Origin of the sequence: Arthrobacter sp. Soil761, assembly GCF_001428325.1 — a bacterium.
Classification (GTDB): Bacteria; Actinomycetota; Actinomycetes; order Actinomycetales; family Micrococcaceae; genus Arthrobacter.
In genome coordinates this window covers 265464-286776 of record NZ_LMSF01000001.1, presented here as the reverse complement: position 1 = coordinate 286776, position 21313 = coordinate 265464, and the positions used below count along the sequence as shown (strand labels likewise).

The following is a 21313-nucleotide window of genomic DNA, read 5'->3' as shown; positions in this document are numbered from 1 at the left end:
GCAACGGTGAGGCCGGGTTCACACTTAACAATGTGAGCCCGGCCTTTCCGTCGGCCTAGACTTGTTTCCATCCCCAGGACTGCAACGCAGAGGATCAGCCGTGTCAAAACCCGTAGTACTGCTCGCCGAAGAACTTTCCCCCGCCACCGTCGAGGCCCTTGGCCCGGACTTTGAAATCCGCCAGACCGACGGTGCCGACCGTTCCCAGCTGCTTTCTGCGATCAGTGACGTAGACGCCATCCTGGTCCGCTCCGCCACCCAGGTTGACGCCGAAGCCATCGCTGCGGCCAAGAACCTGAAGGTCATTGCCCGTGCCGGCGTGGGGCTGGACAACGTGGACATCAAGGCCGCCACCCAGGCCGGCGTCATGGTGGTCAACGCGCCCACGTCCAACATCGTGTCCGCCGCTGAACTCACCGTGGGCCACATTCTCAGCCTGGCCCGCCACATCCCGCAGGCCAGCGCCGCCCTCAAGGACGGCGAATGGAAGCGCTCCAAGTACACCGGCATCGAGCTGTTCGAAAAGAAGATCGGCATCATCGGCCTGGGCCGGATCGGTGCCCTGGTGGCAGCCCGCCTGAAGGGCTTCGACACCAAGATCCTTGCCTACGACCCCTACATCACCTCCGCCCGCGCCGCGCAGCTGGGCGTGCAGCTGGTGACCCTGGACGAACTCCTGGCCCAGTCGGACTTCATCACCATCCACATGCCCAAGACGCCCGAGACGGTGGGCATGCTGGGCGCTGACGCGTTCAAGAAGATGAAGAGCACCGCCTACGTGGTCAACGTGGCCCGCGGTGGCCTGGTGGACGAGGAAGCGCTCTTCACCGCCCTCCAGGACGGCGAGATCGCCGGCGCCGGCGTGGACGTCTTCGCCAAGGAGCCCAGCACCGACCTGCCGTTCTTCAAGCTCGACAACGTGGTGGTGACCCCGCACCTGGGCGCCTCCACCGACGAAGCCCAGGAGAAGGCCGGCGTCTCCGTGGCCAAGTCCGTCCGCCTCGCCCTCGCCGGCGAGTTGGTGCCGGATGCCGTCAACGTTGCCGGCGGCGTCATTGCCCCCGACGTCCGCCCCGGCATCCCGCTGATCGAGAAGCTGGGCCGCATCTTCACCGCGCTGACCCACGCCTCCCTGACCCAGTTCGACGTCGAGGTGGCCGGCGAAATCTCCTCACTCGACGTCAAGGTCCTGGAACTGGCCGCGCTGAAGGGCATCTTCGCCGACGTCGTGACCGAGCAGGTGTCCTATGTCAACGCCCCGGTGATCGCCGAGCAGCGCGGCATCAACGTCCGCCTGATCACCACGCCGGAGACCGAGTCCTACCGCAACGTCCTGACCCTGCGCGGCGCCCTCAGCGACGGCAGCCAGATCTCCGTGGCCGGCACCCTGACCGGTCCCAAGCAGATCGAGAAGCTGGTGGGCATCAACGGCTTCGAGGTCGAGATCCCCATCAGCGAGCACCTCGTGGTGGTTGCCTACACCGACCGCCCCGGCGTGATCGGAACCATCGGCCACATCCTGGGCATGAACAACATCAACATCGCCGGCATGCAGGTGGCGCGTTCCAACGAGGGCGGCCAGGTCCTTGCCCTGCTGACCATCGACAGCTCTGTGCCGCAGCAGGTGCTGGACGCCATCAAGGCAGGCATCGGCGCTGAGATGGTCCGGGAAGTGGACCTGGAAGACTAACGCGACACACCGGCCGAAACGCCGCTGCCGCCCCTCCGCAAGGCCTCGTCCACTGCGGAGCCACGTATGATTGGCCGGTCTGCTTACAATGGCTTGGTCCTGATTCAGGACCGTAGCCGGCAGACCGGCCAATACCTTTTGCACATCCGTCCGTCATTGTCCACGTCTGCCCGGGCGGATGGAAGTGTGCGCACGCAATCCAGGTTTCAGGGAGTTCCATGAACGCCGTCCAGAGGTTCATCAGAAGCAGGGTGCTGCTGTTGACCGCGGCCATCTTGATCGCAGCCATGTGCTTGTCGGTCCTCGTTCAAAGCCAGTCACAGGCTGCGCTCAACCGCACGGTTGATGAAAACTCGAGGGGGCTCTACGACATCCTGGTCCAGGCCAAGGCACCCTCCGGGGCCCTCCTGCAGCCCGAGATCGCCAACGGCGCCGGCGGCATCGGCTTCGACCAGCTGGATTCCATCCGGAAGCTGTCCGGCACGTCCGTGGCGGCCCCCATCAGCCTGGTCTCGCGGGTCACCCAGAACCTTGAGACGCCCCGGCTCGACGCCATGGACTACCTCGGCTACAACGCCGGGCTGGCCGGCACCGCCACCGCGGACCAGGCGGCGGGTGCCACCTCACCGGACAAGTGGCCGGCCGCTGAGTCGGTCCTGACCGATGCCGCCAAGAAGTACCGGCTGACCGCCAGCGCAGTGAGCTCTGACGGCAACTCGGAGCAGACCCTCTTCAAGACCACCGCCGAGGGCACGCTGGGCAAGGCCCGGCTCGTGGAGGAAAAGGCCCAGGGCGGCAGCAGCATCCGCATCGCCCCGGCGGCGGGGGAGACCGGCATCAAATTCCCCGCCCCCGCCGGCGGCTCCGAGCACAATCTCTTCAACCTTTCCGTCGCCCTCCCGCTGGCTCCCGAGGTCACCGAATCCGTGGTGGCAGTGGACCCGGCCGCTGAACGGGCCCTGCTGGGCTCCGCGGGCGACTTCCTGGCCCCGCTGGAGAAGGCCCCGCCCGCCGACGCACGCGACGCGGGCGCCGTGGGCCGCTACCTGGAAGGCCTCTTCACCAACGGCATCAGCATGGACCAGCTCAAGGAAGGTCCGGACTTCCTGGGCGTCAAGCTCAAGTACTGGGCTCCGCTGATGACCCAGTACCAGCAGGCCAAGCGCACCGGCCAGCTGACCAGCGGCTCGCAGGCCGTCCCGCTGATCGTGCGTTCCGGAACATCCCTGGACCTGAAGTACAACGTCAAGATCGAGGAGATTGACGACGCCGGCAAGGTAGTCAAAGACGTCGGCACCGTGTCGAAGTCCCTGGGCAAGGATTACCTGCCGTTCGTCTCGAAGGACCCGTTCGTTTTGTCATGGCCGGGCTCCACGGACCACTCGTCGCTGCTGGGCAACAACGGCAACTTCAACGCGGGCCTGTACACCCCGGCAAAGTGGAGCACCAACTTCGCCGGCGCCCCCAAATACAACGACAGTGACACAGCGGCCAACGGTGCCGTGGACAAGACCGCTGTTCCCGGCGAATGGGTCACCGTCAACCGCCTTCCTGACAAGGCCGCCAACGGCGCGCCCGTTGACCAGACCCAGCGGAACCCGGTGGACGAGCGGTCCTACCGGGACAACCTGTCCACCGGCCAGCAGCAGGCGGCAACGCCGTTGCCCATGGTGTACGGCACGTTCGACCCCGCCGCTGTCGAGGCGGCCTCCGGGGACGTCAACAAGCTCCCGCTGGGCGGCTACGACCCCACGCCATTCACGCTGGTCAAGGATGCTGCCGGCAAGGATGTTCCCGCAGCAGACCTGAAGCCCTCGTTGAGCGCCACCGGGCTGGCCAGCCAGTCCGCCGGTGCCATCACCGACTACTACGGACTCGCAGCAGCGCGCGGCTACAAGCAGAACGCCGCCGTCATCGACGCCGTGCGCGTCCGCGCCAAGGCGCCGGGCAGCTGGAAGGACGCCCAGCCCGAGGTGGAGAAGCTCGCCGCCGAGATCAGGGACATGGGCCTGGACGCCACCGTGGTGGCCGGTTCGGCGCGTGAGGACACCAGCATCTTCGTTCCCGGCTACTCCAAGGACGGAGCCGGCAAGGAGTCCGCCCTGGGCACCGTCCAGCAGTCCTGGGTCCGGCAGAACGCTGCCGAAGCCGTGGCCGGAGCACTGTCCGGAACGAACATCACGCTGCTGTTCCTCACCCTGTGCGGCGCCGCCCTGCTGACGGGGGCCTCCACCGTGAGCTACATCCGGAAGCGGCGCAGCGAGGCAGGAACCCTGCGGGCCATGGGCTGGACCCAGCGGCGGATCCGCAGCTGGGTACTTGAGGAATTCGGCGTCGGGGCCGTACTGCTCGCCGCCGCCGGCATCGTGCTGAGCCTGGTGAGCTGGAGCCTTGCCACCGCACTGGTGTGCGCCGCCGTCTTGGTCCTGTACTGCGGCGCGGCCCTCTTCGCCGCGCAGCAGCTCCGCCACCGCGACGTGATCGACCAGGAGCCGCAGCACGACGAACGGCTCATCCCGGTGGATTCGCCGCTGACCTTCGCCAACCGGCAGCTGAGCACCAACAAGTTCAACACGTTGTCCCTGGCGGTTGCGGTCGGCGTCTTCGGTGCCGCCGTCGGCGGGCTGATCGCCCTGCTGATCGACATCCCGCGGGCAGCGGGTGCCAGCGCGCTGAGCGGCCTGGCGGCGGCCAGCGTCACCCTGCCGAGCATCCTGCTGGCGCTTGCGGGGGTGGCCGTGGGACTGGTGCTCACCCTGGTGACCGGCCGCTTCGAGCTCAACGCCAAGCGGCAATACCTTGGAATCCTCCAGGCGATGGGCTGGAACCCTGACATGCTCCGCCAGGTCCGTTTGTTCGAGAACGCACTGGTGGGAACCGTGGCCCTGCCGCTGGGCGTGCTGGGCGCCCTGGGCATCGGCCTGCTGCTGGCACCCTACGCGGCCATCTGGGCCGCCGCAGCCGGCCTGGTGGCTGTAATTTGCTGGATACCTATTGCAACGAAAGTGGTCCAATGACAAACCCGACGAACCTCCAGCGCAGCCGCAGGAGCGGCTCCAACGAGGTCCCCCTGCAGACCCGGGCCAACACCATCGTCAAGTCGGCCGACCACGCCACCCCGCTGGAGATGCGCGACATCACCATCCGCTATGGCGGTGGAAAGGGCGGCGCCGAGGCCGTGAGCGTGGTGGAAGGCTTCGACCTGACCCTGCACGCCGGCGAAATGCACTGTGTGGCCGGCCGAAGCGGCTCCGGCAAGACCAGCATCCTGACCGTCGGCGCGGGACTCACCCTGCCGACGTCGGGCCGCGTTTTCTGGGAAGGCGATTCGCTCGAAAGCATGGGCGACGACGAAATCGCCGACCGCCGTCGTGCACTGATCGGTTATGTGGACCAGGGCGGTGCCCTGATCGACGGCATGAGCGCACTGGAGAACGTGCTCCTGCCTGCCGTTCCGGACGGCGAAGTGGACCAGCGGCGCGACATGGCCAAGGACCTCCTGGACCTGGTGGGCCTTGGCCGGCGGATGCGGCACCGTCCCGCCCAGCTGTCCGGCGGTGAACGGCAGCGCGTGGCGATCGCCCGCGCCCTGATCCTGGGCACCAGGGTCCTGGTGGTGGACGAGCCCACCGCCAGCCTGGACCGTGCCTCTGCCAACCGCATTATCAGTATCCTGAAGGACACCACCTCTGACGGGATCGCCGTCCTGGTGGCCTCCCACGACCACGAACTGGTCCGGCTGAGCGATACCCTGACAGAACTGATCTAGCCCCGCCCACTCCGCACTGAAGGTAACCGTCCGAACGTGACTGCTCCAGAAAAAACGCCGTTCTACATCACCACGGCCATCACCTACCCCAACGGTGTGCCGCACATCGGCCATGCCTACGAGTACATAGCCACCGACGCCATGGCGCGCTTCAAGCGGCTGGACGGTTATGACGTGATGTTCCTGACCGGCACGGACGAGCACGGCATGAAGATTGCCCAGACCGCGGAGAAGGAGGGCGTCACGCCCAAGGAGCTGGTGGACCGGAACGCGGAGGTCTACATGGCCGCGCACGCCGCGCTGGGCATCAGCTACGACCGCTTCATCCGCACCACGGACGAGGACCACTACGCTGCCTCGCAGGCCATCTGGAAGAAGATGGAAGCGAACGGGGACATCTACCTCTCCAAGTACGAGGGCTGGTACTCCGTCCGGGACGAAGCCTTCTATGGCGAGGATGACACCGTGGTCAAGGACGACGGCGTGCGCTACTCGAAAGAGACGGACACTGAGGTGACGTGGACGGCGGAGGAGAGCTACTTCTTCCGGCTGTCCGCCTACCAGGACAAACTGCTGGCACTGTATGAATCCCACCCGGAATTCGGCGCGCCGCAGTACCGGTTCAACGAGGTCATCAGCTTCGTCAAGCGCGGGCTGGAGGATCTGTCCATCAGCCGGACCACGTTCGACTGGGGCGTTCCCGTGCCCGGCAACGACAAGCACGTCATGTATGTCTGGGTGGACGCGCTGACCAACTACCTCACGGGCGTCGGTTACCCGGATGTGGACTCGGACAAGTTCCGGAAGTACTGGCCCGCCGACGTCCACATCATCGGCAAGGACATCTCCCGGTTCCACGCCATCTACTGGCCCGCCTTCCTGATGAGCGCAGGGCTGGATCTGCCCAAGCGGGTCATGATCCACGGGTTCCTGCACAACAACGGGGTCAAGATGTCCAAGTCCCTGGGCAACGTGGTGGCTCCTGCCGATTTCGTTGCCCGCTATGGGCTGGACCAGGTGCGGTTCTTCTTCCTCCGCGAAGTCCCGTTCGGGGCCGATGGCAGCTACAACCACGAGGCCATCGTGGGGCGCATGAACGCGGACCTGGCGAACAACTTCGGCAACCTCGCACAGCGGTCGCTGTCCATGGTGGCGAAGAACTGCGGCGCCTCGGTTCCCACCCCCGGAGAGTTCACGGCTGCGGACCAGGCCATCCTTGACCAGGCCAACGGCCTGCTGGACGCCGCCCGCGCCGCCTTCGACAAGCAGGAATTCAGCCGCGCCCTGGAAGCTGTCTGGGGCGTGCTGCACCACACCAACGCCTACTTCGCCGATCAGGCGCCCTGGGTCCTGCGGAAGACCGACGTCGAACGCATGAACACCGTCCTGTACGTGACCCTGGAGGTCCTGCGGATCGTGGCCATCCTGGCCCAGCCGGTCATGCCCAACGCCACGGCCAAGCTCCTGGACGCCCTGGGCCAGGCAGAAGGTGAAGCCCGCCAGTTCGCCGCCATCGCCAGCCCGATCGTCCCGGGAACGGCACTGCCGGCTCCCACTCCTGTGTTCCCCAAGTTCGAGGAACCGGCCGAAGCCTGAGGTTCCGGCGCACGAAAGGGCAGGTGAGGCGGACTTCCGCGCCACCTGCCCTTTCCCGTTCCGGCGCCCTGGCCCGGCCGTCGGCGGGCTATGCGGCGGCAAGCCCCTGGACAGGCGACAGCCGTGCCGCACGCCGGGCAGGAATGACCGACGCCAGCAGGCCGGCGACCACGGCCACGGCCAGTACCCCCAACAACTGCAGCCAAGGGACGGAGGGTGTGACCTCGGCCAGGCTGCCGAGGGCGGACCGCGCCCCCAGCCAGCCATAGACGCTGCCCAGGACAGCACCAATCACTGCGGCGACGCCGGCCACCAGGGCTGCCTCAAGGGCCAGCATGCCCCGCAGCTGGCCTTTGGTAAGGCCCAGCGCCCGGAGCAGGGAGTTCTCCCTGGTCCGTTCGAGCACGGACAGCGACAGTGTATTGGCCACGCCGATCAGCGCGATCAGCACCGCCACCCCCAATAGGCCCGTGACCACTAGGAGCAGTACGTCGATGACCTCATTGAAGGTGACCCGCTCTATGGCGGCGCCGCTGACCGCACCCGCGGACACGCCTGCTGCCTGGGCAACAGCGGACTGGATGTCCTTGATCCGGTCTGCGGACAGCGGTGCGCCGCCGGGAGCGTCCGCCAGGCGCAGCCAGACGGCACTGGCCGCGGGGCCGGTGCCATCGGTCCGCGCACTGTCTGTTGGGGCAACGCCACTGCCCGTCAGGCCCGACTGGCGGGCGGTGTCGGTGGACACCAGGGCCGGGATGTTGCGGGTCCGCAGCACCACGGCTTCCAAGGTGGCCCGTCCGGCGGCGCCGTTGACCTCAACGGATCCGGCCGGGGAGCCTTCGGGCAGGTAGATCCTGCCCGGTTCAAGGGTAATAGTGGTGTCGCGGAGCAGCCGGCCGGCCTCCGCCGCGTCGAGGGCATAGACGGGGCTGTCCATGCCTTCGCCGGCCATGGTGCCTGCTACCGGCAGCAAGGCCGCAGTAGCGACGCCGTCGATCCGTGCTACTGCGTCACGCTCGAGGGCTGACAGTGCACCCCCGGTGATGGCCATATCCACGGGGTAGGTACCGGCGAGGGCGTCATCAAACGCCTGGCGGGCAGTGGCAGCCCCGGTCATCATGAGGGACACCAGCGTGACGCCGATCAGGAGGGCGGCAGCGGTGACGGAAGTCCGGGCCGGGTTGCGGACGGCATTGAGTGCGGCCAGCTTCCCGGGGACGCCGGCAGGGGAGGCCAACCGTCCCGCCAGGCCCACCAGCTGCGGGACGAACAGGGTGGCGCAGAGCAGGACTCCGACGAAGGAGAGCACGCCGCCGGCGAAGGCCACCACCAGCATCACGCCCGCGGCGCCGAGGGCCAGCAACGGAATACCAAGGGCAAGGGCGGCAAGGCCCAGCACCAGTCGCACTCGGCCGCGCCGGTTCCCGATTCCGGCATCGTCAGCCGGCCGCAGGGCAGCAAGCGGAGCCACGGCCGTGGCAGCTTTCGCGGGAACCAGGGCGGCGCCCAGGGTCAGGAATGTGCCTACTGCCAGCCCCGCAATGACGGACGACGACGGGACGGCCATGGTGGCAAACGCCATGTCCGGCTGCGTCCCGGCCCAGCCGATCAGGGCAGCCATCAGGGCGACGGCGGCGAGCACACCAGCCGCAGAGGACACCAGGCCCACCACCAGGGCTTCGGCCAGGACCGAGTTGCGTACCTGGCTCCGGCACGCCCCCAGGCACCTGAGCAGCGCCAGTTCCCTGGTGCGTTGGGCCACCAGCACCGCGAAGGTGTTGGTCACCACCAGGCCGGAGACAATCAGGGCGACCCCGGCGAACGCCAGCAGGATGATTGTCAGTTCATCCTGGCCTCCGGTCATCATCGCCACCTGGGCGGTGACCTGTTCGTCTGCTGTTTTGACCTGCGCGCCTGCGCCGACGCCGGTGAGCGCCGCCAGCACGTTCTTGCTGGTTGTGGCGGCGTCGGTGCCTGAAGCCAGGGCCAACTGGATGGTCCCGTAGCCGGCGCCGGCGCCGGTACCACCTTGCGGGTCCCGGGCACCGGCTGCCAGGGCACTGACGGCCGGTGTCCCGGCGACGATCTGCGGGAGGGCAGAGGTGAAGGGGTCGTTGCTGCCGCGAAGGATCCCGGTGACGGTCATGGCCACGGTTGTGGCGCCGTCGGGGGCCCTGAGGGTCAGGGAGTCGCCGACGCGCAGCCCATAGCGGGCGGCGGCAGCCCTGTCCACCGCAACGCCGTCAGCACTCTCCGGGAGGGCGCCGTCGGTCACGGCCGCGGTTTCCAAGGCCATCGGCGCCAGGTTCCGGGCCTGCGCAAACACCTCCTGGCCGCCGGCGGTGAACTCGGCGTACGCCTCCATCCGGCCATAGGCCTCGGTCACGCCAGGTACCGCACGGACTGCTGCCAGGGCGGCATCATTGAAGGTTCCCGTGTCCGGGGTGGCGATGAGGCCGGCCTTGCTGTAAGCCTCTCCGAGGCTGGCACCCAGCGAAGCACGGGTACTCGCCCCCATCATCAGGGTGGTGGACAGGAACGCCACTGACAGCATCACCGCCAGGCCGACGGCAATGAACCGGCGGCTGTGGGACTGGAATTGCGAGAAGGCAACGCGCAGCACGATCAGCCTCCCAGCTTGCCGAGGGCAGCGAGGACGGACCCGGCGGTGGGCTCGGCGATCTCGCCCACCAGACCGCCGTCACTCATCAGGACCACGCGGTCGGCGTAGCTGGCCGCCACCGGATCGTGGGTGACCATGATGATCGTCTGGCCCATTTCCCGGCTGCTGCGGCGCAGCAGTGCCAGGACCTCGCCGCCGGCGGTCGAATCAAGGTTGCCGGTAGGTTCGTCCCCGAACACCACGTCGGGCCGGGTCAGCAGGGCCCGGGCCACGGCCACCCGCTGCTGTTGACCGCCGGAGAGCTCGTGCGGCCGGTGCCGGAGCCTGTCCTTAAGGCCAAGCGTGGCCACCACTGTGTCGAACCAGGCGGTGTCGGTGGCCTTGTTTGCCAATGCCAGCGGCAGCGTGATGTTCTGTTCGGCTGTCAGCGTCGGCACGAGGTTAAAGGCCTGGAAGACAAATCCGATCCTGTCGCGGCGAAGAGTGGTGAGCTGCTTGTCGTTCAGGGCCGTGATGTCCGTCCCGCCCACCAGGATCCGTCCGGAGTCCGCGGTGTCCAGGCCGGCGAGGCAGTGCATCAGGGTGGACTTTCCGGAGCCGGAAGGGCCCATTATTGCGGTGAAGCGGCCAGCATCGAATGTGACGCTGACCTCACGCAGGGCGCTGACGCGGGTGGCGCCGCGGCCGTACGTCTTGGCCAGGGAGAGGGCCTGCACGGCGGGAGCGGAGGTGATGTTTTGCCTGTTAAAAGCAGTATGGGCATGCGCGGAAGTTGTCATGTTTCCACGCTATGGCCGCACCCGGCGCCCGGGGATCGGCCGGTGGTCTGGTCCTGCCGGGGCCGGCCTCATACCCAGGTCTGAGACCACCGCGCCAGGCGTCAGCCCCCGGGAGTGACAACCCCGGTCTCGTAGGCGAGCACGACTGCCTGGACCCGGTCCCGTGCCCCAAGCTTGGCCAGGATGTGCCCTACATGCGTTTTGACGGTTGCTTCGGAGACAAACAGGTCTGCCGCGATCTCAGGGTTGGATCGCCCTTGTGCCATGAGGGTGAACACTTCGCGCTCGCGGGCTGTGAGCCGTTCGACGGCCTCGTGGTCCTCGGGCCGTTCGTTGCCGTGCGCGCGCAGCAGCGGAGCTACGTGGTCCAGGAGCCGGCGGGTGGTGGAGGGGGCGATGACGGCGTCCCCGCGGTGGACCGTGCGGATGGCTTCCAGCAGTTCCTCCGGCGGGGCGTCCTTCAGGAGGAAACCGCTGGCGCCGGCTTGGATGGCCGCCAGTGCGTACTCGTCCAGATCGAAGGTCGTGAGCACCACGACGCGAAGTTCAGCCCTGGCTGACCCGGCGGGGGCGGAAGCGGCGCGTTCGATAAGCCTGCGGGTGGCCTCGATGCCGTCCATTCCCGGCATGCGCACGTCCATCAGGACGACGTCGGCGGCTGCTGCTCCGAGGGCCTGGAGTGCCTCGAACCCGTTTCCGGCCTCGACCACGACGTCAAGGTCCGGCTGGGAGTTGATCAGCATGCTGAATCCCGAGCGCACCAGTTGCTGGTCATCGACCAGCGCCACTCGGATCGGAGCGGTTGTGTCGCGGTCTAGTGGCAATGTCATGCTCAAGCCTCGGTGTAGGGAAGGAAGGCCGAAACCTGGAAGCCCCCGCCCGCGGCCGGGCGGGCCGCCAACGAACCATCGTAAAGGCTGATCCGTTCCCGCATGCCCCGCAGCCCGTTACCGCCGTCTTCCCCGGCACCCACCGCCGGATGGGCAGCAGCGCCCCGGCCGTCGTCGTGCACTTCGAGCTGCAGCCCGCGTGGCTGCCACCGCACCAAAACCCGGGCCCGGGCCCGCGGACCTGCATGCTTGAGGACGTTCGTCAGGGATTCCTGGAGGACCCGGTATGCCGTGAGTTCGGCGCCCGGAGGCAGGGTGCGCCGCGGCGATCCCAGCCGTTCGACGTCCAGCGGCAGGCCGGCCGCACGGAACCCCAGGAACAGCTCATCGAGGTCCACAAGTCCGGGCAACGGGCGGGTGGTGGACTCATCGCCGTGCCGCAGCACACCCAGCAGCCGGCGCATTTCCGCCAACGATTCCCGTGCCGTGGCGGCGACGGTGGCCAGCGTTTCCGTGGCCACGGCAGGGTTGGCTGCCGCTGCGTATCGTGCACCGTCGGACTGGGTGATGATCACGGACAGGGAATGCGCCACGATGTCGTGCATCTCACGGGCAATGTGGGCGCGTTCATCGGCGGCGGCCAGGGAGCGTTCCTGCTGTTGTTCGGTTTCGAGCCGACGGGCACGGTCCGCGAGGGTCTGCAGTTGCTGACGGCGGACGCGTGTCAGGTCCCCGAGGGTCCAACTGAACAACACCAGCATCCAGATCAGTACGGTGTACACGGCACTAATGGTGAGGCCCAGCACGCCCGTTTGGGCCGTGCTGCTGAGGTTTCGGGTGGTCAGCAGCACGCCGCCCAGCAGGCCCAGGCCCAGGACCGACCGGCTGGCCCGGGCAGGACCGTAGGCGGCAACGGCATAGATGATCAGCGGAACAGCCATCAATCCCGCCAGGGGCTCCAGCCCGGATGCCCATAACGCCAGAGATGCCACCACAATGGCGCCCGCCGCGGGCACCGGCCGGGTGCGTCGCCATGCCAGCGGCACCACCAGTGCGCTCGACAGCACGAAGTGCCAGGGTCGGTCCGCGATGAGGTACACCGGGCCGCAGAAAAGCAGGAGCGCCAGCATGAGGACCAGGTCCACCCGGAAGGTGTTGACCCGGAGCCAGTGATAAGCCTTGTGCCGTAATTCCACCCCGAAACTCTATGCTGATGCGGTGGCGGGTGCCTCATGCCTGGGGCTGATCGCTGTACACGTCCGGGACTCCAACGCCGCCGACGGACCCGGTGTCCGGAATATGGGACGGCTTGACCAGCATATGGATGGTCTGGCTACCCTGAAGACATGAGCGCATCCTCCATCGATCTTGCAGTTATTCCCGGCGACGGCATCGGCCCCGAGGTCATTGCCGAGGCCCTTAAAGTCCTGGAAAAGGCTGTTGCGGCGGAGGGCGTGGAGCTCAAGCCCACGCATTACGAGCTCGGCGCCGAGCACTGGCTTCGCACCGGCGAGACCCTGCCGGACGACGTCCTGGCCGACCTGAAGACCCGCGACGCCATCCTCTTCGGCGCGGTGGGCGCCGCCTCCGGCGACACCCGGATCCCGTCCGGCATCATCGAGCGTGAGCTGCTCCTCAAGCTCCGGTTCAGCCTGGACCACTACGTCAACCTGCGGCCTTCCCGGCTTTACGGTACCGTCGGCAGCCCCCTGGCCAACCCCGGCACCATCGACTTCATCGTGGTCCGCGAAGGCACCGAAGGGCCCTACGTCGGGAACGGCGGCACCCTGCGTGCGGGCACCCCGCACGAGGTAGCCACCGAAGTTTCCCTGAACACCGCCCACGGCGTGGAGCGCGTGGTCCGTGACGCCTTCCGACGCGCCAGCGCGCGGGAACGCAAGCACGTCACCCTGGTGCACAAACACAACGTCCTGGTCTTCGCCGGCCACCTCTGGAAGCGCACCGTCGAAGCCGTCGCCCAGGAATTCCCGGACGTCACTCACGACTACCTGCACGTGGACGCCGCCACGATCTTCATGGTCACGGACCCGTCCCGCTTCGATGTCATCGTCACGGACAATCTGTTCGGCGACATCATCACCGACCTCGCCGCTGCCATCACCGGCGGCATCGGCCTGGCCGCCTCCGGCAACATCAACATGGACCGCACCGCGCCTTCCATGTTCGAACCGGTCCACGGTTCCGCGCCGGACATCGCCGGCCAGGGCAAGGCAGATCCCACCGCGGCGATCCTCTCCGCGGCCCTCCTGCTGGACCACCTGGGCTACACGGACGCCGCCCGCAGGATTGAAGCTGCCGTGGTTGCCGACGTCGAAAAGCGTGACGGCACCGCACGCAGCACCACGGCCGTGGGCGACGCCATCACCGCCGGCCTTTAGCCCGCGCCGGGGCATCCGGCATCGGGCGTAAGCTTGTCTCGAATCACCAAATGCCGCCCCGCCGTTCAGCGCTGAACGAGGTGGCGGCCGATCGTGGAGGAACCATGACCCAGACCGCCCATGGCGTCGAATTCACCCGGCAGCCTTCGGCCAACCCGAAGTCCGCCGAAGAGCGTGCAGCCATCCTGGCAAACCCGGGATTCGGCAACTACTTCACCGACCACACCGCCATCGTGGACTACAGCGTGGACGCGGACGGCAACGGCGGCTGGCACGATGCCCGGATCGAACCCTACGGTCCGATCGTCCTGGATCCTTCCGCCGCCGTCTTCCACTACGGCCAGGAGATCTTCGAAGGGTTGAAGGCCTACCGCCACGCGGACGGGTCCATCTGGACCTTCCGCCCGGAGGCGAACGCGGCGCGGCTGAACAAATCCGCCCGCCGTCTGGCCCTTCCGGAACTGCCGGCCGAGTACTTCCTCGGCGCCATCCGCGAACTGGTGGCAGTGGACAAGGAGTGGGTCCCCTCCGGCGACGGCGAGGCCCTGTACCTGCGGCCGTTCATGATCGCCACCGAGGCCTTCCTGGGCGTCCGCGCCGCCCGCGAGGTGTCCTTCCGGGTGATCGCCTCGCCTGCCGGCAACTACTTCGGCGGCGAGCTCAAGCCCGTGTCCATCTGGATCTCCCGGCAGTATGCCCGCGCCGGCCGTGGCGGCACCGGCGACGCCAAGTGCGGCGGCAACTACGCGGCTTCGCTGATCGCGCAGCAGGAGGCCGAGGCCAACGGGTGCAAGCAGGTCCTGTTCCTTGACCAGGCCAACGACAACGCCGTGGAAGAACTGGGCGGCATGAACGTGTTCTTCGTCATGAAGGACGGCTCGCTGGTAACGCCCGCGCTCACCGGGACCATCCTGGAAGGCGTCACCCGGATGTCCGTCATCCAGGTGGCCAAGGACATGGGCCGCGAGGTTTCCGAGCGGAAGATCACCCTTGACGAGTGGCGTGACGGCGTGGCCTCCGGTGACATCACCGAAGTGTTCGCCTGCGGCACGGCAGCCGTCATCACTCCCATCGGAGTCCTCAAGGACGCCACCGAGTTCATCGGTTCCGAGGACGCCAAGGCGGGGGAGACCACCATGGCCATCCGCGAAAAGCTCTTGGGCATCCAGACGGGCACGGAGCCGGACACCCACGGCTGGCTGACCCGCCTGGCATAGCCTGGCAGTTTTCAATGTACGACGGCGCCTGCCGGACTTGGGTCCGGCAGGCGCCGTCCTGCGTTCCGGCCAACAGGCATTCCTGGGCTGGTTCGCAGATCCTGACCTTGAAGGCGTGGTTGTGCGAACAAGCTGCTGACTGTTGCGGGGTGGATGCCGGCACACCGACGCGCTGCGGGGCTGGGGTGGGGCAGCGCCGGATGCAAGGATGGACCGGTGACTTCAGTTTCCGGCCCCCGGCTGCAGCGCAGCTCCGGGCTCACACAGTTCATCCTGGCACCCAACCCCGGCCCCATGAGCCTGGACGGCACCAACTCCTACCTCGTGCGTGCCCCCGGCCATTCCTCCGTGGTGGTCGTGGATCCCGGTCCCCGGGACGAAACGCACCTGAACGCACTGGCCGGGACCGCCGCCGTCGAACTGATTTTGGTGACCCACCGGCACGCGGACCATACGGCGGGTTCCGCCCGCCTGCATGAATTGACGGGCGCGCCGGTCCGGGCGGCGGAGCCCGGCCACTGCCACGGCGGGGGAGTGCCGCTGGTCCATGGAGAGGTGATCCAGGCCGCAGGGCTGGAGATCGTCGTCCTGGCCACGCCCGGCCACACCTCAGACTCCGTCTGTTTCCACCTGCCTGCGGACGGGGACCATGGATCGGTGCTGACGGGCGACACCGTCCTTGGCCGCGGCACCACCGTCCTGGATTATCCGGACGGCACGCTGGGCGACTACCTGGCATCCCTGGACCGGCTCGAAGCGCTGGGGCCCGCAACCGTCCTCCCGGCCCACGGCCCGGTGCTGCCCTCCCTTGAAGCCATCGCACGGGACTACCGGACACACCGGGAAGAACGGCTGGCGCAGATCCGCGCCGCGCTGGACCGGCTGGGCCAGGACGCAGCCGCGGAGGAGGTGGCCGACGCCGTCTATTCCGACGTCGAGCCTTCCGTCCGGCGTGCCGCCGAGCTGTCCGTGGCCGCGCAGCTGTCCTACCTGCGCGGTGGCGGCAGCGCGGGCCAGGCGGCACCGGCGGGACGGTAGGGTAGGAGCCATGCGTATTGCCAGGTTTGTAGTCGATTCCGATCCCCTGTACGGCGTTGTGGAAGGTGAACCGGGCAGTGAGGAAATCACTGTCATCCACGGCGACCCCTTCTTCCATGGCGTGGAGCGCACATCCGTGCGCCACAAGCTGGAGGACGTCCGGCTGCTGGCGCCGATCATCCCGCGGAGCAAGGTGATCGGCGTTGGCCGGAACTTCGTGGATCACGCCCATGAACTCGGCAACGAGGTCCCCGCCCAGCCGCTGCTCTTCCTGAAGCCCAACACCGCAGTCGTGGGCCCCAACGACCCCGTAGTGCTGCCGGAGTTCTCCGAAGAGGTCTCCTTCGAAGCTGAACTCTGCGTGGTGATCGGCCGGATCTGCAAGGACGTGCCGGAAGACCGCGTGGACGATGTCATCTTCGGCTACACGTGCGGCAACGACCTCACGGCCCGCGACGTCCAGAAAACGGACCTGCAGTGGACCCGCGCCAAGGGCTTCGACACCTCCGCGCCGCTGGGGCCCTGGATCGAGACCGACCTGGACACGGAGGACCTGCGGATCCAGGGCAGGCTCAACGGTGAAGTGCGCCAGGACGGCAGCACCAGCCAGATGATCCGCGGCGTGCGCGAACTGGTGTCGGTGGTATCGCAGGCGTTTACCCTGCTGCCGGGCGACGTGATCATGACCGGCACGCCCGCCGGCGTGGGCCTGGTCAAGGAGGGCGACCGCTTCGAGGTGGAAATCGAGGGCATCGGACGGCTTTCCAACCCCATCGTCCGCCGCTAGGCCTGTCCGGCCGGCGGAAGGCCGGACCCGGCCAGGCGGGTAAAGTTGAAGCCACTATGACTATCGCTTCTTCGTCACCCGCCGCAGCCATTCCGCCCGTTACCGCCGAGACGCCCGTCCGGGTCCGTTTCTGCCCGTCGCCCACGGGTACCCCGCACGTTGGACTGATCCGGACGGCCCTGTTCAACTGGGCCTACGCGCGCCACACCAAGGGCACGCTGGTTTTCCGCATCGAGGACACGGACGCGGCGCGGGACAGCGAGGAAAGCTACCACCAGCTGCTCGACGCATTGAAGTGGCTGGGCATCGACTGGGACGAGGGCGTTGAGGTCGGCGGCCCGCACGAGCCGTACCGGCAGTCCCAGCGCGGCGACATCTACCAGGACGTCATCAAGCGGCTGCATGACGGCGGGTTCATCTACGAGTCCTTCTCCACCCCGGAGGAGATCGAGGCGCGCCACCGCGCGGCCGGACGGGACCCGAAGCTTGGCTACGACGGCTTTGACCGGCACCTGACGGAGGAGCAGCTGGCGCAGTACCGGGCGGAGGGCCGGCAGGCTGTCCTCCGCCTGCGCATGCCGGACGAGGACATCACGTTCACCGACCTGGTCCGCGGCGACATCACGTTCAAGGCCGGTTCCGTCCCTGACTTCGCCGTGGTGCGGGCCAACGGTGCTCCGCTCTACACGCTGGTCAACCCGGTGGACGACGCTCTGATGGGCATCACCCATGTGCTGCGCGGCGAGGACCTGCTCAGCTCCACGCCCCGCCAGATCGCCCTGTACCGGGCGCTGTACGCCATCGGCGTCGCCGAGTACATGCCGGAGTTCGGCCACCTTCCCTACGTCATGGGCCAGGGCAACAAGAAGCTGTCCAAGCGCGACCCCGAGTCCAGCCTGTTCCTGCATCGGGAGCGGGGCTTCATCCCGGAAGGGCTGCTGAACTACCTGTCCCTGCTGGGCTGGTCCCTCAGCGCGGACGAGGACATCTTTACGGTGGAGCAGCTTGTGGAGCACTTTGACGTCCACGACGTCCTGGCCAACCCGGCCCGCTTCGACCTGAAGAAGGCCGAGGCCATCAACGGCACCCACGTCCGGATGCTCGAGCCCAAGGTGTTCCGTGACCGCGTTGCGCACTACCTGCGCGAGGCAGGCCTGGTGGGGGAGATCCTGACAGACCGCGAAGAGGAAATCGTCACCGAGGCGGCGCCGCTGATCCAGGAACGCATCACGCTCCTGGGCGAAGCCCCGGACATGCTGGCGTTCCTGTTCAAGGCCGATGACGCCATCGACATCGCCGACGACGCACGCAAAGGCCTTCCCGCCAACCTTCCCGAGGTCCTTGATGCCGCCATCGCCGCGCTGGAACCGGTGGCGGAATGGACGCCGGACAACATCCAGGCCGCACTCAAGCAGGCCCTGGTGGAGGACATGGGCATCAAGCCGAGGCTTGCCTTCGGCCCGGTGCGCACGGCCGTTTCCGGCCGCCGCGTGTCGCCGCCGCTGTTTGAGTCCATGGTGATCCTGGGCAAGGAGTCCTCCCTGCGCCGGCTCCGCGCCTTCCGCGGCTGATGACCGCTCCCAGCCAAGCGGCCCGAGCCGGCATACTGGAGACACCTTTCGGCCGTGTCCGGGGCGTCCTGTTCGACATTGACGACACCCTGGTGGACCTCGAGTATTCGATGACCACCGCGCTGCGCGAGGTCAGCGAACACCTCCTGCCCGGACTGGACCAGGCCGGGTGGGAGCGGTTCGGCCGCATCTTCACCCACGAGACCACCCACTTCTACGACCGCTACCTGGCCGGCGAGCTGACGTTCAACGAACAACGCCTGCTCCGCGGGCGTGCGGCACTGGGACACTTCGGCGTTGACCTGGGCGAGGGCGAGGAGTCGCACCGGTGGCTGGCGGCCTACATGGAGAAGCAGCCCGCGTACGTGAAGCCGTTCCCCGATGTGCTGCCCCTCCTGGACGTCCTGGACAATGCGGGAGTGCCCTACGGCGCCGTGAGCAACAACGTCCATGACTACCAGCGCGCCAAGTTGGACGGGGCCGGGCTGGAGCGGATCACGCACCTGGTGGGCACGGACACGCTTGGCGTGGCCAAGCCCGATCCGGCCATGTACCTTGAGGGCGTCCGGCTGCTGGGCACTGCCCCGGGCGAAACGCTGTACGTGGGCGATAACCGGCTGCTGGATGCGGAGGGTTCGACGGCGGCAGGGCTGCTGGGCGTCTGGCTGAACCGCGTGGGTGAGGTTGTGGAGGGCTTCGAGGGCAGCATGGTTGCTTCCCTGGAGGAACTGCTGGCCTAACCGGACCAGCCGGCCACATAGGCGTTGCAGGCCGGGACCGCGGCCCCCTTTTTTGCAGGGCCGCGGTCCCGGCCTGTCTGCGTCAGCTGTCAGGGGGCCCGCAGGCCCGCGGCACGGCGGCGCAGGAGCAGGTAGGCCGCGACGGCGGCGGCCACGAGCAGCGCGATCAGCAGCAGGGCGATGCCCGGGTTGTCCAGCCAGGACGACGGCGACACTGCCGCCACTTTCGTGTGCAGCTCCTGCGTGCCGGCAGCGATTTTCGCGTTGCCGTCCGCCAGCTTGCCGGCGCCTTCCGCCAGTTTGCCGGAACCGTCGTCCAGCCGGCCGTTGCCATCGGCCAGCTGACCGGATCCTTCGGCGAGCCGTGCGGACCCCGATTCCAGTTGGCCCGTCCCACTGCTGAGCTTGACGGTTCCGTCGGAGAGGGCTTCCGTTCCCGCCAGCAGGCCCGGGTTCGCCGGGTCGCCGCCGCCGTTGATGCCCGCGCTGAGCCGGGTGGTGCCGTCCTGGAGGTTGTTGGCGGCGTAGATCAGGCCGGGACGGTCGGGGTCGCCCGGCACACCGTCCATCCCCACCCGGATCTTCGCCGTCCCCTCGGCCAGCATCGACGTGCCCAGCACCACGCCCGGGTTCTGCGGATCCGTCGCATTGAGCTTTTCCGCCAGGGTGGCAAAGCCCGCCTTCAACCGTCCGGCGCCGTCGTTCAACTCGCCGGCTCCCGTGGCCAGCCTGCCCGTTCCGGTCTTCAGCTGCCCGGCGCCGTCGTCCAGGGCCCCGGCCCCGCCGTTGACCTTTGCTGCGCCGGCGTCAAGCTGTACCGCCCCGGCATAGGCCCTCCGGCCGCCGTCGGCCAGCTTGGCTATCTGGTCCTTGATCACTGCAAGGGGTACCAGGCCCTGCGGTCCGTTCGCTGCCGCTTCGAGCTGGTCCAGTCCCTGGCTGAGTGCGGCGAGCCCGTCGCCCTGTGCGGGGTCGTTGCCGGCACCCGGGTAACCCTTGAGCCGGTTTGCTCCGGCTGCCAGCTGGCCGGTGCCGTCCTTCAGCGCTGCGGTCCCGCTGCGCAGCTTGGTGGCGCCGGCATCAAGATCGCCGGCACCTGCGGCGAGCTGGCCCGTGCCTGCAGCGATCCGGCCCGCGCCGTCAGCAAGGTTGTTGGGTGCGTTTCCGGACGCCGTTGGGGTCAGCGCAGCGGAAAGAGCGACGGCGCCGGACTGAAGCTTCCGTGCGCCGTCGTCCACCTGGTAGACACCCGGTACCAGCTTGTTCAGCACATCATTCTGCAGCTTGGTGGTACCGGCGTGCAGCTTGTCCACCCCTGGTGCCAGCTGGTCGCGGACTCCGGAGAAGATCCGGCCGGCCCCCGACTGCAGGGCCGCGGCGCCGGCATTCAATTCGCTGCTGCCGTCCCTGACCTTGTCCGAGCCGTCCTTCACCTGCGCCGCGCCTTTGTTCGCGGCCCCTGCTCCTGCTGCCAGCTGGCCCGAACCGTCTTTGAGTTGGTTGGCCCCCGCGGCAGCCTGCTCTGCTCCGTCCATCAGCTGCGCGGCACCGTTGGCGATCTGGCCCGTGAGGAAGGTATAAACCGCAAGGAAAAGAGCCAGCAGCAGGGACAGTGCGGTGATGGCGATGGATTGGGACCGGGTTTTGGGCTTGGCTGTTGCGATGGATTCTGTGCGGGTTGTCAACGCTGACACTTCCTAACTGGGCCACCGGGCGACGCTGCCCGGTGGTCGAAACCGTTGGTGGGAGGGCCATCCTGTTTCCTCGTGGGGGTGCCCGGATAGCGGGACGGGAAGTTGTTACTGATGGGTAACTTACTCGAGGGTAACCATACGGCGGGAGCGTGGGCAAGGGCCCGCATGGAGAAGTCCATGCGGCTGCCGGCGACTTCGTCGATCCCGATTTGTGCGAGCCGAAAGTCTCGGGTAAAGTAATTTCTCGTGCTGAGGCGCACGGAGCAGGGAAAAAGCCCTGAAAACCGGCCCGAAAGTGCCATTGGGATATGGTGTAATTGGCAACACTACGGTTTCTGGTACCGTCATTCTAGGTTCGAGTCCTGGTATCCCAGCTCTGATTTGAAAGCTGGCTTCAGCTGGAATTCAGTAGGTTTCCACTCGGTTCGCCGATTTGAAACCACGGCAAAGTGTGTGAAATACTCACTGAGCTTGAGCGGCGGAAACGCTGCCGGAAGTACTCTGGCCCCATCGTATAGCGGCCTAGTACGCCGCCCTCTCACGGCGGTAACGCGGGTTCGAATCCCGCTGGGGTCACCAT

The 21313-nt window shown here is 67.4% G+C and carries 15 protein-coding genes and 2 tRNA genes; 12 read left to right on the top strand and 5 right to left on the bottom strand.

Going from position 1 to position 21313, the window contains the following annotated elements; translation table 11 throughout:
* Positions 1-100 precede the first annotated feature (100 nt).
* The 4 genes from serA to metG all read left to right on the top strand — a co-directional run bounded on the left by serA (position 101) and on the right by metG (position 7055).
* Complete coding sequence (serA, locus tag ASG79_RS01350; RefSeq protein ID WP_018768338.1) at positions 101-1690, top strand: phosphoglycerate dehydrogenase; 1590 nt, start codon at positions 101-103, stop codon at positions 1688-1690.
* A gap of 218 nt (positions 1691-1908) precedes the next feature.
* A complete protein-coding gene (locus ASG79_RS01345; RefSeq protein WP_056387918.1) occupies positions 1909-4707 on the top strand; it encodes an ABC transporter permease in 2799 nt (932 codons plus the stop codon).
* Positions 4704-5459 (top strand): ABC transporter ATP-binding protein, encoded by a 756-nt coding sequence (locus ASG79_RS01340; protein WP_018768336.1) that lies wholly within the window; start codon positions 4704-4706, stop codon positions 5457-5459. Before ASG79_RS01345 ends, ASG79_RS01340 begins: the two co-directional genes overlap by 4 nt.
* A gap of 36 nt (positions 5460-5495) precedes the next feature.
* The gene (gene metG / locus ASG79_RS01335) at positions 5496-7055 is read left to right on the top strand and encodes a methionine--tRNA ligase (protein WP_018768335.1); all 1560 of its coding nucleotides are present in this window, start codon (positions 5496-5498) and stop codon (positions 7053-7055) included.
* Between the two features lie 88 nt (positions 7056-7143).
* Here the strand turns inward: metG and ASG79_RS01330 are convergent, their stop codons facing one another.
* From ASG79_RS01330 to ASG79_RS01315, 4 genes are all read right to left on the bottom strand, one after another.
* The gene (locus ASG79_RS01330; RefSeq protein ID WP_056387915.1) at positions 7144-9678 is read right to left on the bottom strand and encodes an FtsX-like permease family protein; all 2535 of its coding nucleotides are present in this window, start codon (positions 9676-9678) and stop codon (positions 7144-7146) included.
* A gap of 2 nt (positions 9679-9680) precedes the next feature.
* Positions 9681-10457, bottom strand: coding sequence for an ABC transporter ATP-binding protein (locus ASG79_RS01325; RefSeq protein ID WP_056387913.1), 777 nt, complete (start codon positions 10455-10457; stop codon positions 9681-9683).
* Between the two features lie 101 nt (positions 10458-10558).
* The gene (locus ASG79_RS01320) at positions 10559-11287 is read right to left on the bottom strand and encodes a response regulator (RefSeq protein WP_186447731.1); all 729 of its coding nucleotides are present in this window, start codon (positions 11285-11287) and stop codon (positions 10559-10561) included.
* A 2-nt stretch (positions 11288-11289) separates the two neighbouring features.
* On the bottom strand, positions 11290-12483 hold the full coding sequence (locus ASG79_RS01315; protein WP_056387910.1) for a sensor histidine kinase: 1194 nt from the start codon (positions 12481-12483) through the stop codon (positions 11290-11292).
* A gap of 150 nt (positions 12484-12633) precedes the next feature.
* Here ASG79_RS01315 and ASG79_RS01310 point away from each other — a divergent pair, with 150 nt between their 5' ends.
* The 6 genes from ASG79_RS01310 (at position 12634) to ASG79_RS01285 (ending at position 19039) form a co-directional block, all read left to right on the top strand.
* A complete protein-coding gene (locus tag ASG79_RS01310) occupies positions 12634-13686 on the top strand; it encodes a 3-isopropylmalate dehydrogenase (protein WP_056387909.1) in 1053 nt (350 codons plus the stop codon).
* 104 nt (positions 13687-13790) lie between these two features.
* The gene (locus ASG79_RS01305) at positions 13791-14903 is read left to right on the top strand and encodes a branched-chain amino acid aminotransferase (RefSeq protein ID WP_018768328.1); all 1113 of its coding nucleotides are present in this window, start codon (positions 13791-13793) and stop codon (positions 14901-14903) included.
* A 216-nt stretch (positions 14904-15119) separates the two neighbouring features.
* Positions 15120-15941 (top strand): MBL fold metallo-hydrolase, encoded by an 822-nt coding sequence (locus ASG79_RS01300; protein ID WP_056387908.1) that lies wholly within the window; start codon positions 15120-15122, stop codon positions 15939-15941.
* A 10-nt stretch (positions 15942-15951) separates the two neighbouring features.
* A complete protein-coding gene (locus tag ASG79_RS01295) occupies positions 15952-16728 on the top strand; it encodes a fumarylacetoacetate hydrolase family protein (protein WP_018768326.1) in 777 nt (258 codons plus the stop codon).
* Between the two features lie 56 nt (positions 16729-16784).
* Complete coding sequence (gene gltX, locus ASG79_RS01290) at positions 16785-18299, top strand: glutamate--tRNA ligase (protein ID WP_018768325.1); 1515 nt, start codon at positions 16785-16787, stop codon at positions 18297-18299.
* Entirely contained in the window at positions 18299-19039 is a 741-nt protein-coding gene (locus ASG79_RS01285; RefSeq protein ID WP_056387906.1) for an HAD family hydrolase, read from the top strand. The genes gltX and ASG79_RS01285 overlap by 1 nt, the downstream gene beginning before the upstream one ends.
* An 89-nt stretch (positions 19040-19128) precedes the next feature.
* Here the strand turns inward: ASG79_RS01285 and ASG79_RS01280 are convergent, their stop codons facing one another.
* Positions 19129-20733, bottom strand: a complete 1605-nt coding sequence (locus ASG79_RS01280; protein WP_395858337.1) for a hypothetical protein — start codon at positions 20731-20733, stop codon at positions 19129-19131.
* Between the two features lie 302 nt (positions 20734-21035).
* Between ASG79_RS01280 and ASG79_RS01275 the strand changes: the two genes are divergently transcribed.
* Both ASG79_RS01275 and ASG79_RS01270 read left to right on the top strand, forming a co-directional pair.
* A tRNA-Gln gene (locus tag ASG79_RS01275) sits at positions 21036-21107 on the top strand.
* A 129-nt stretch (positions 21108-21236) separates the two neighbouring features.
* A tRNA-Glu gene (locus ASG79_RS01270) sits at positions 21237-21312 on the top strand.
* Position 21313: the final 1 nt, after the last annotated feature.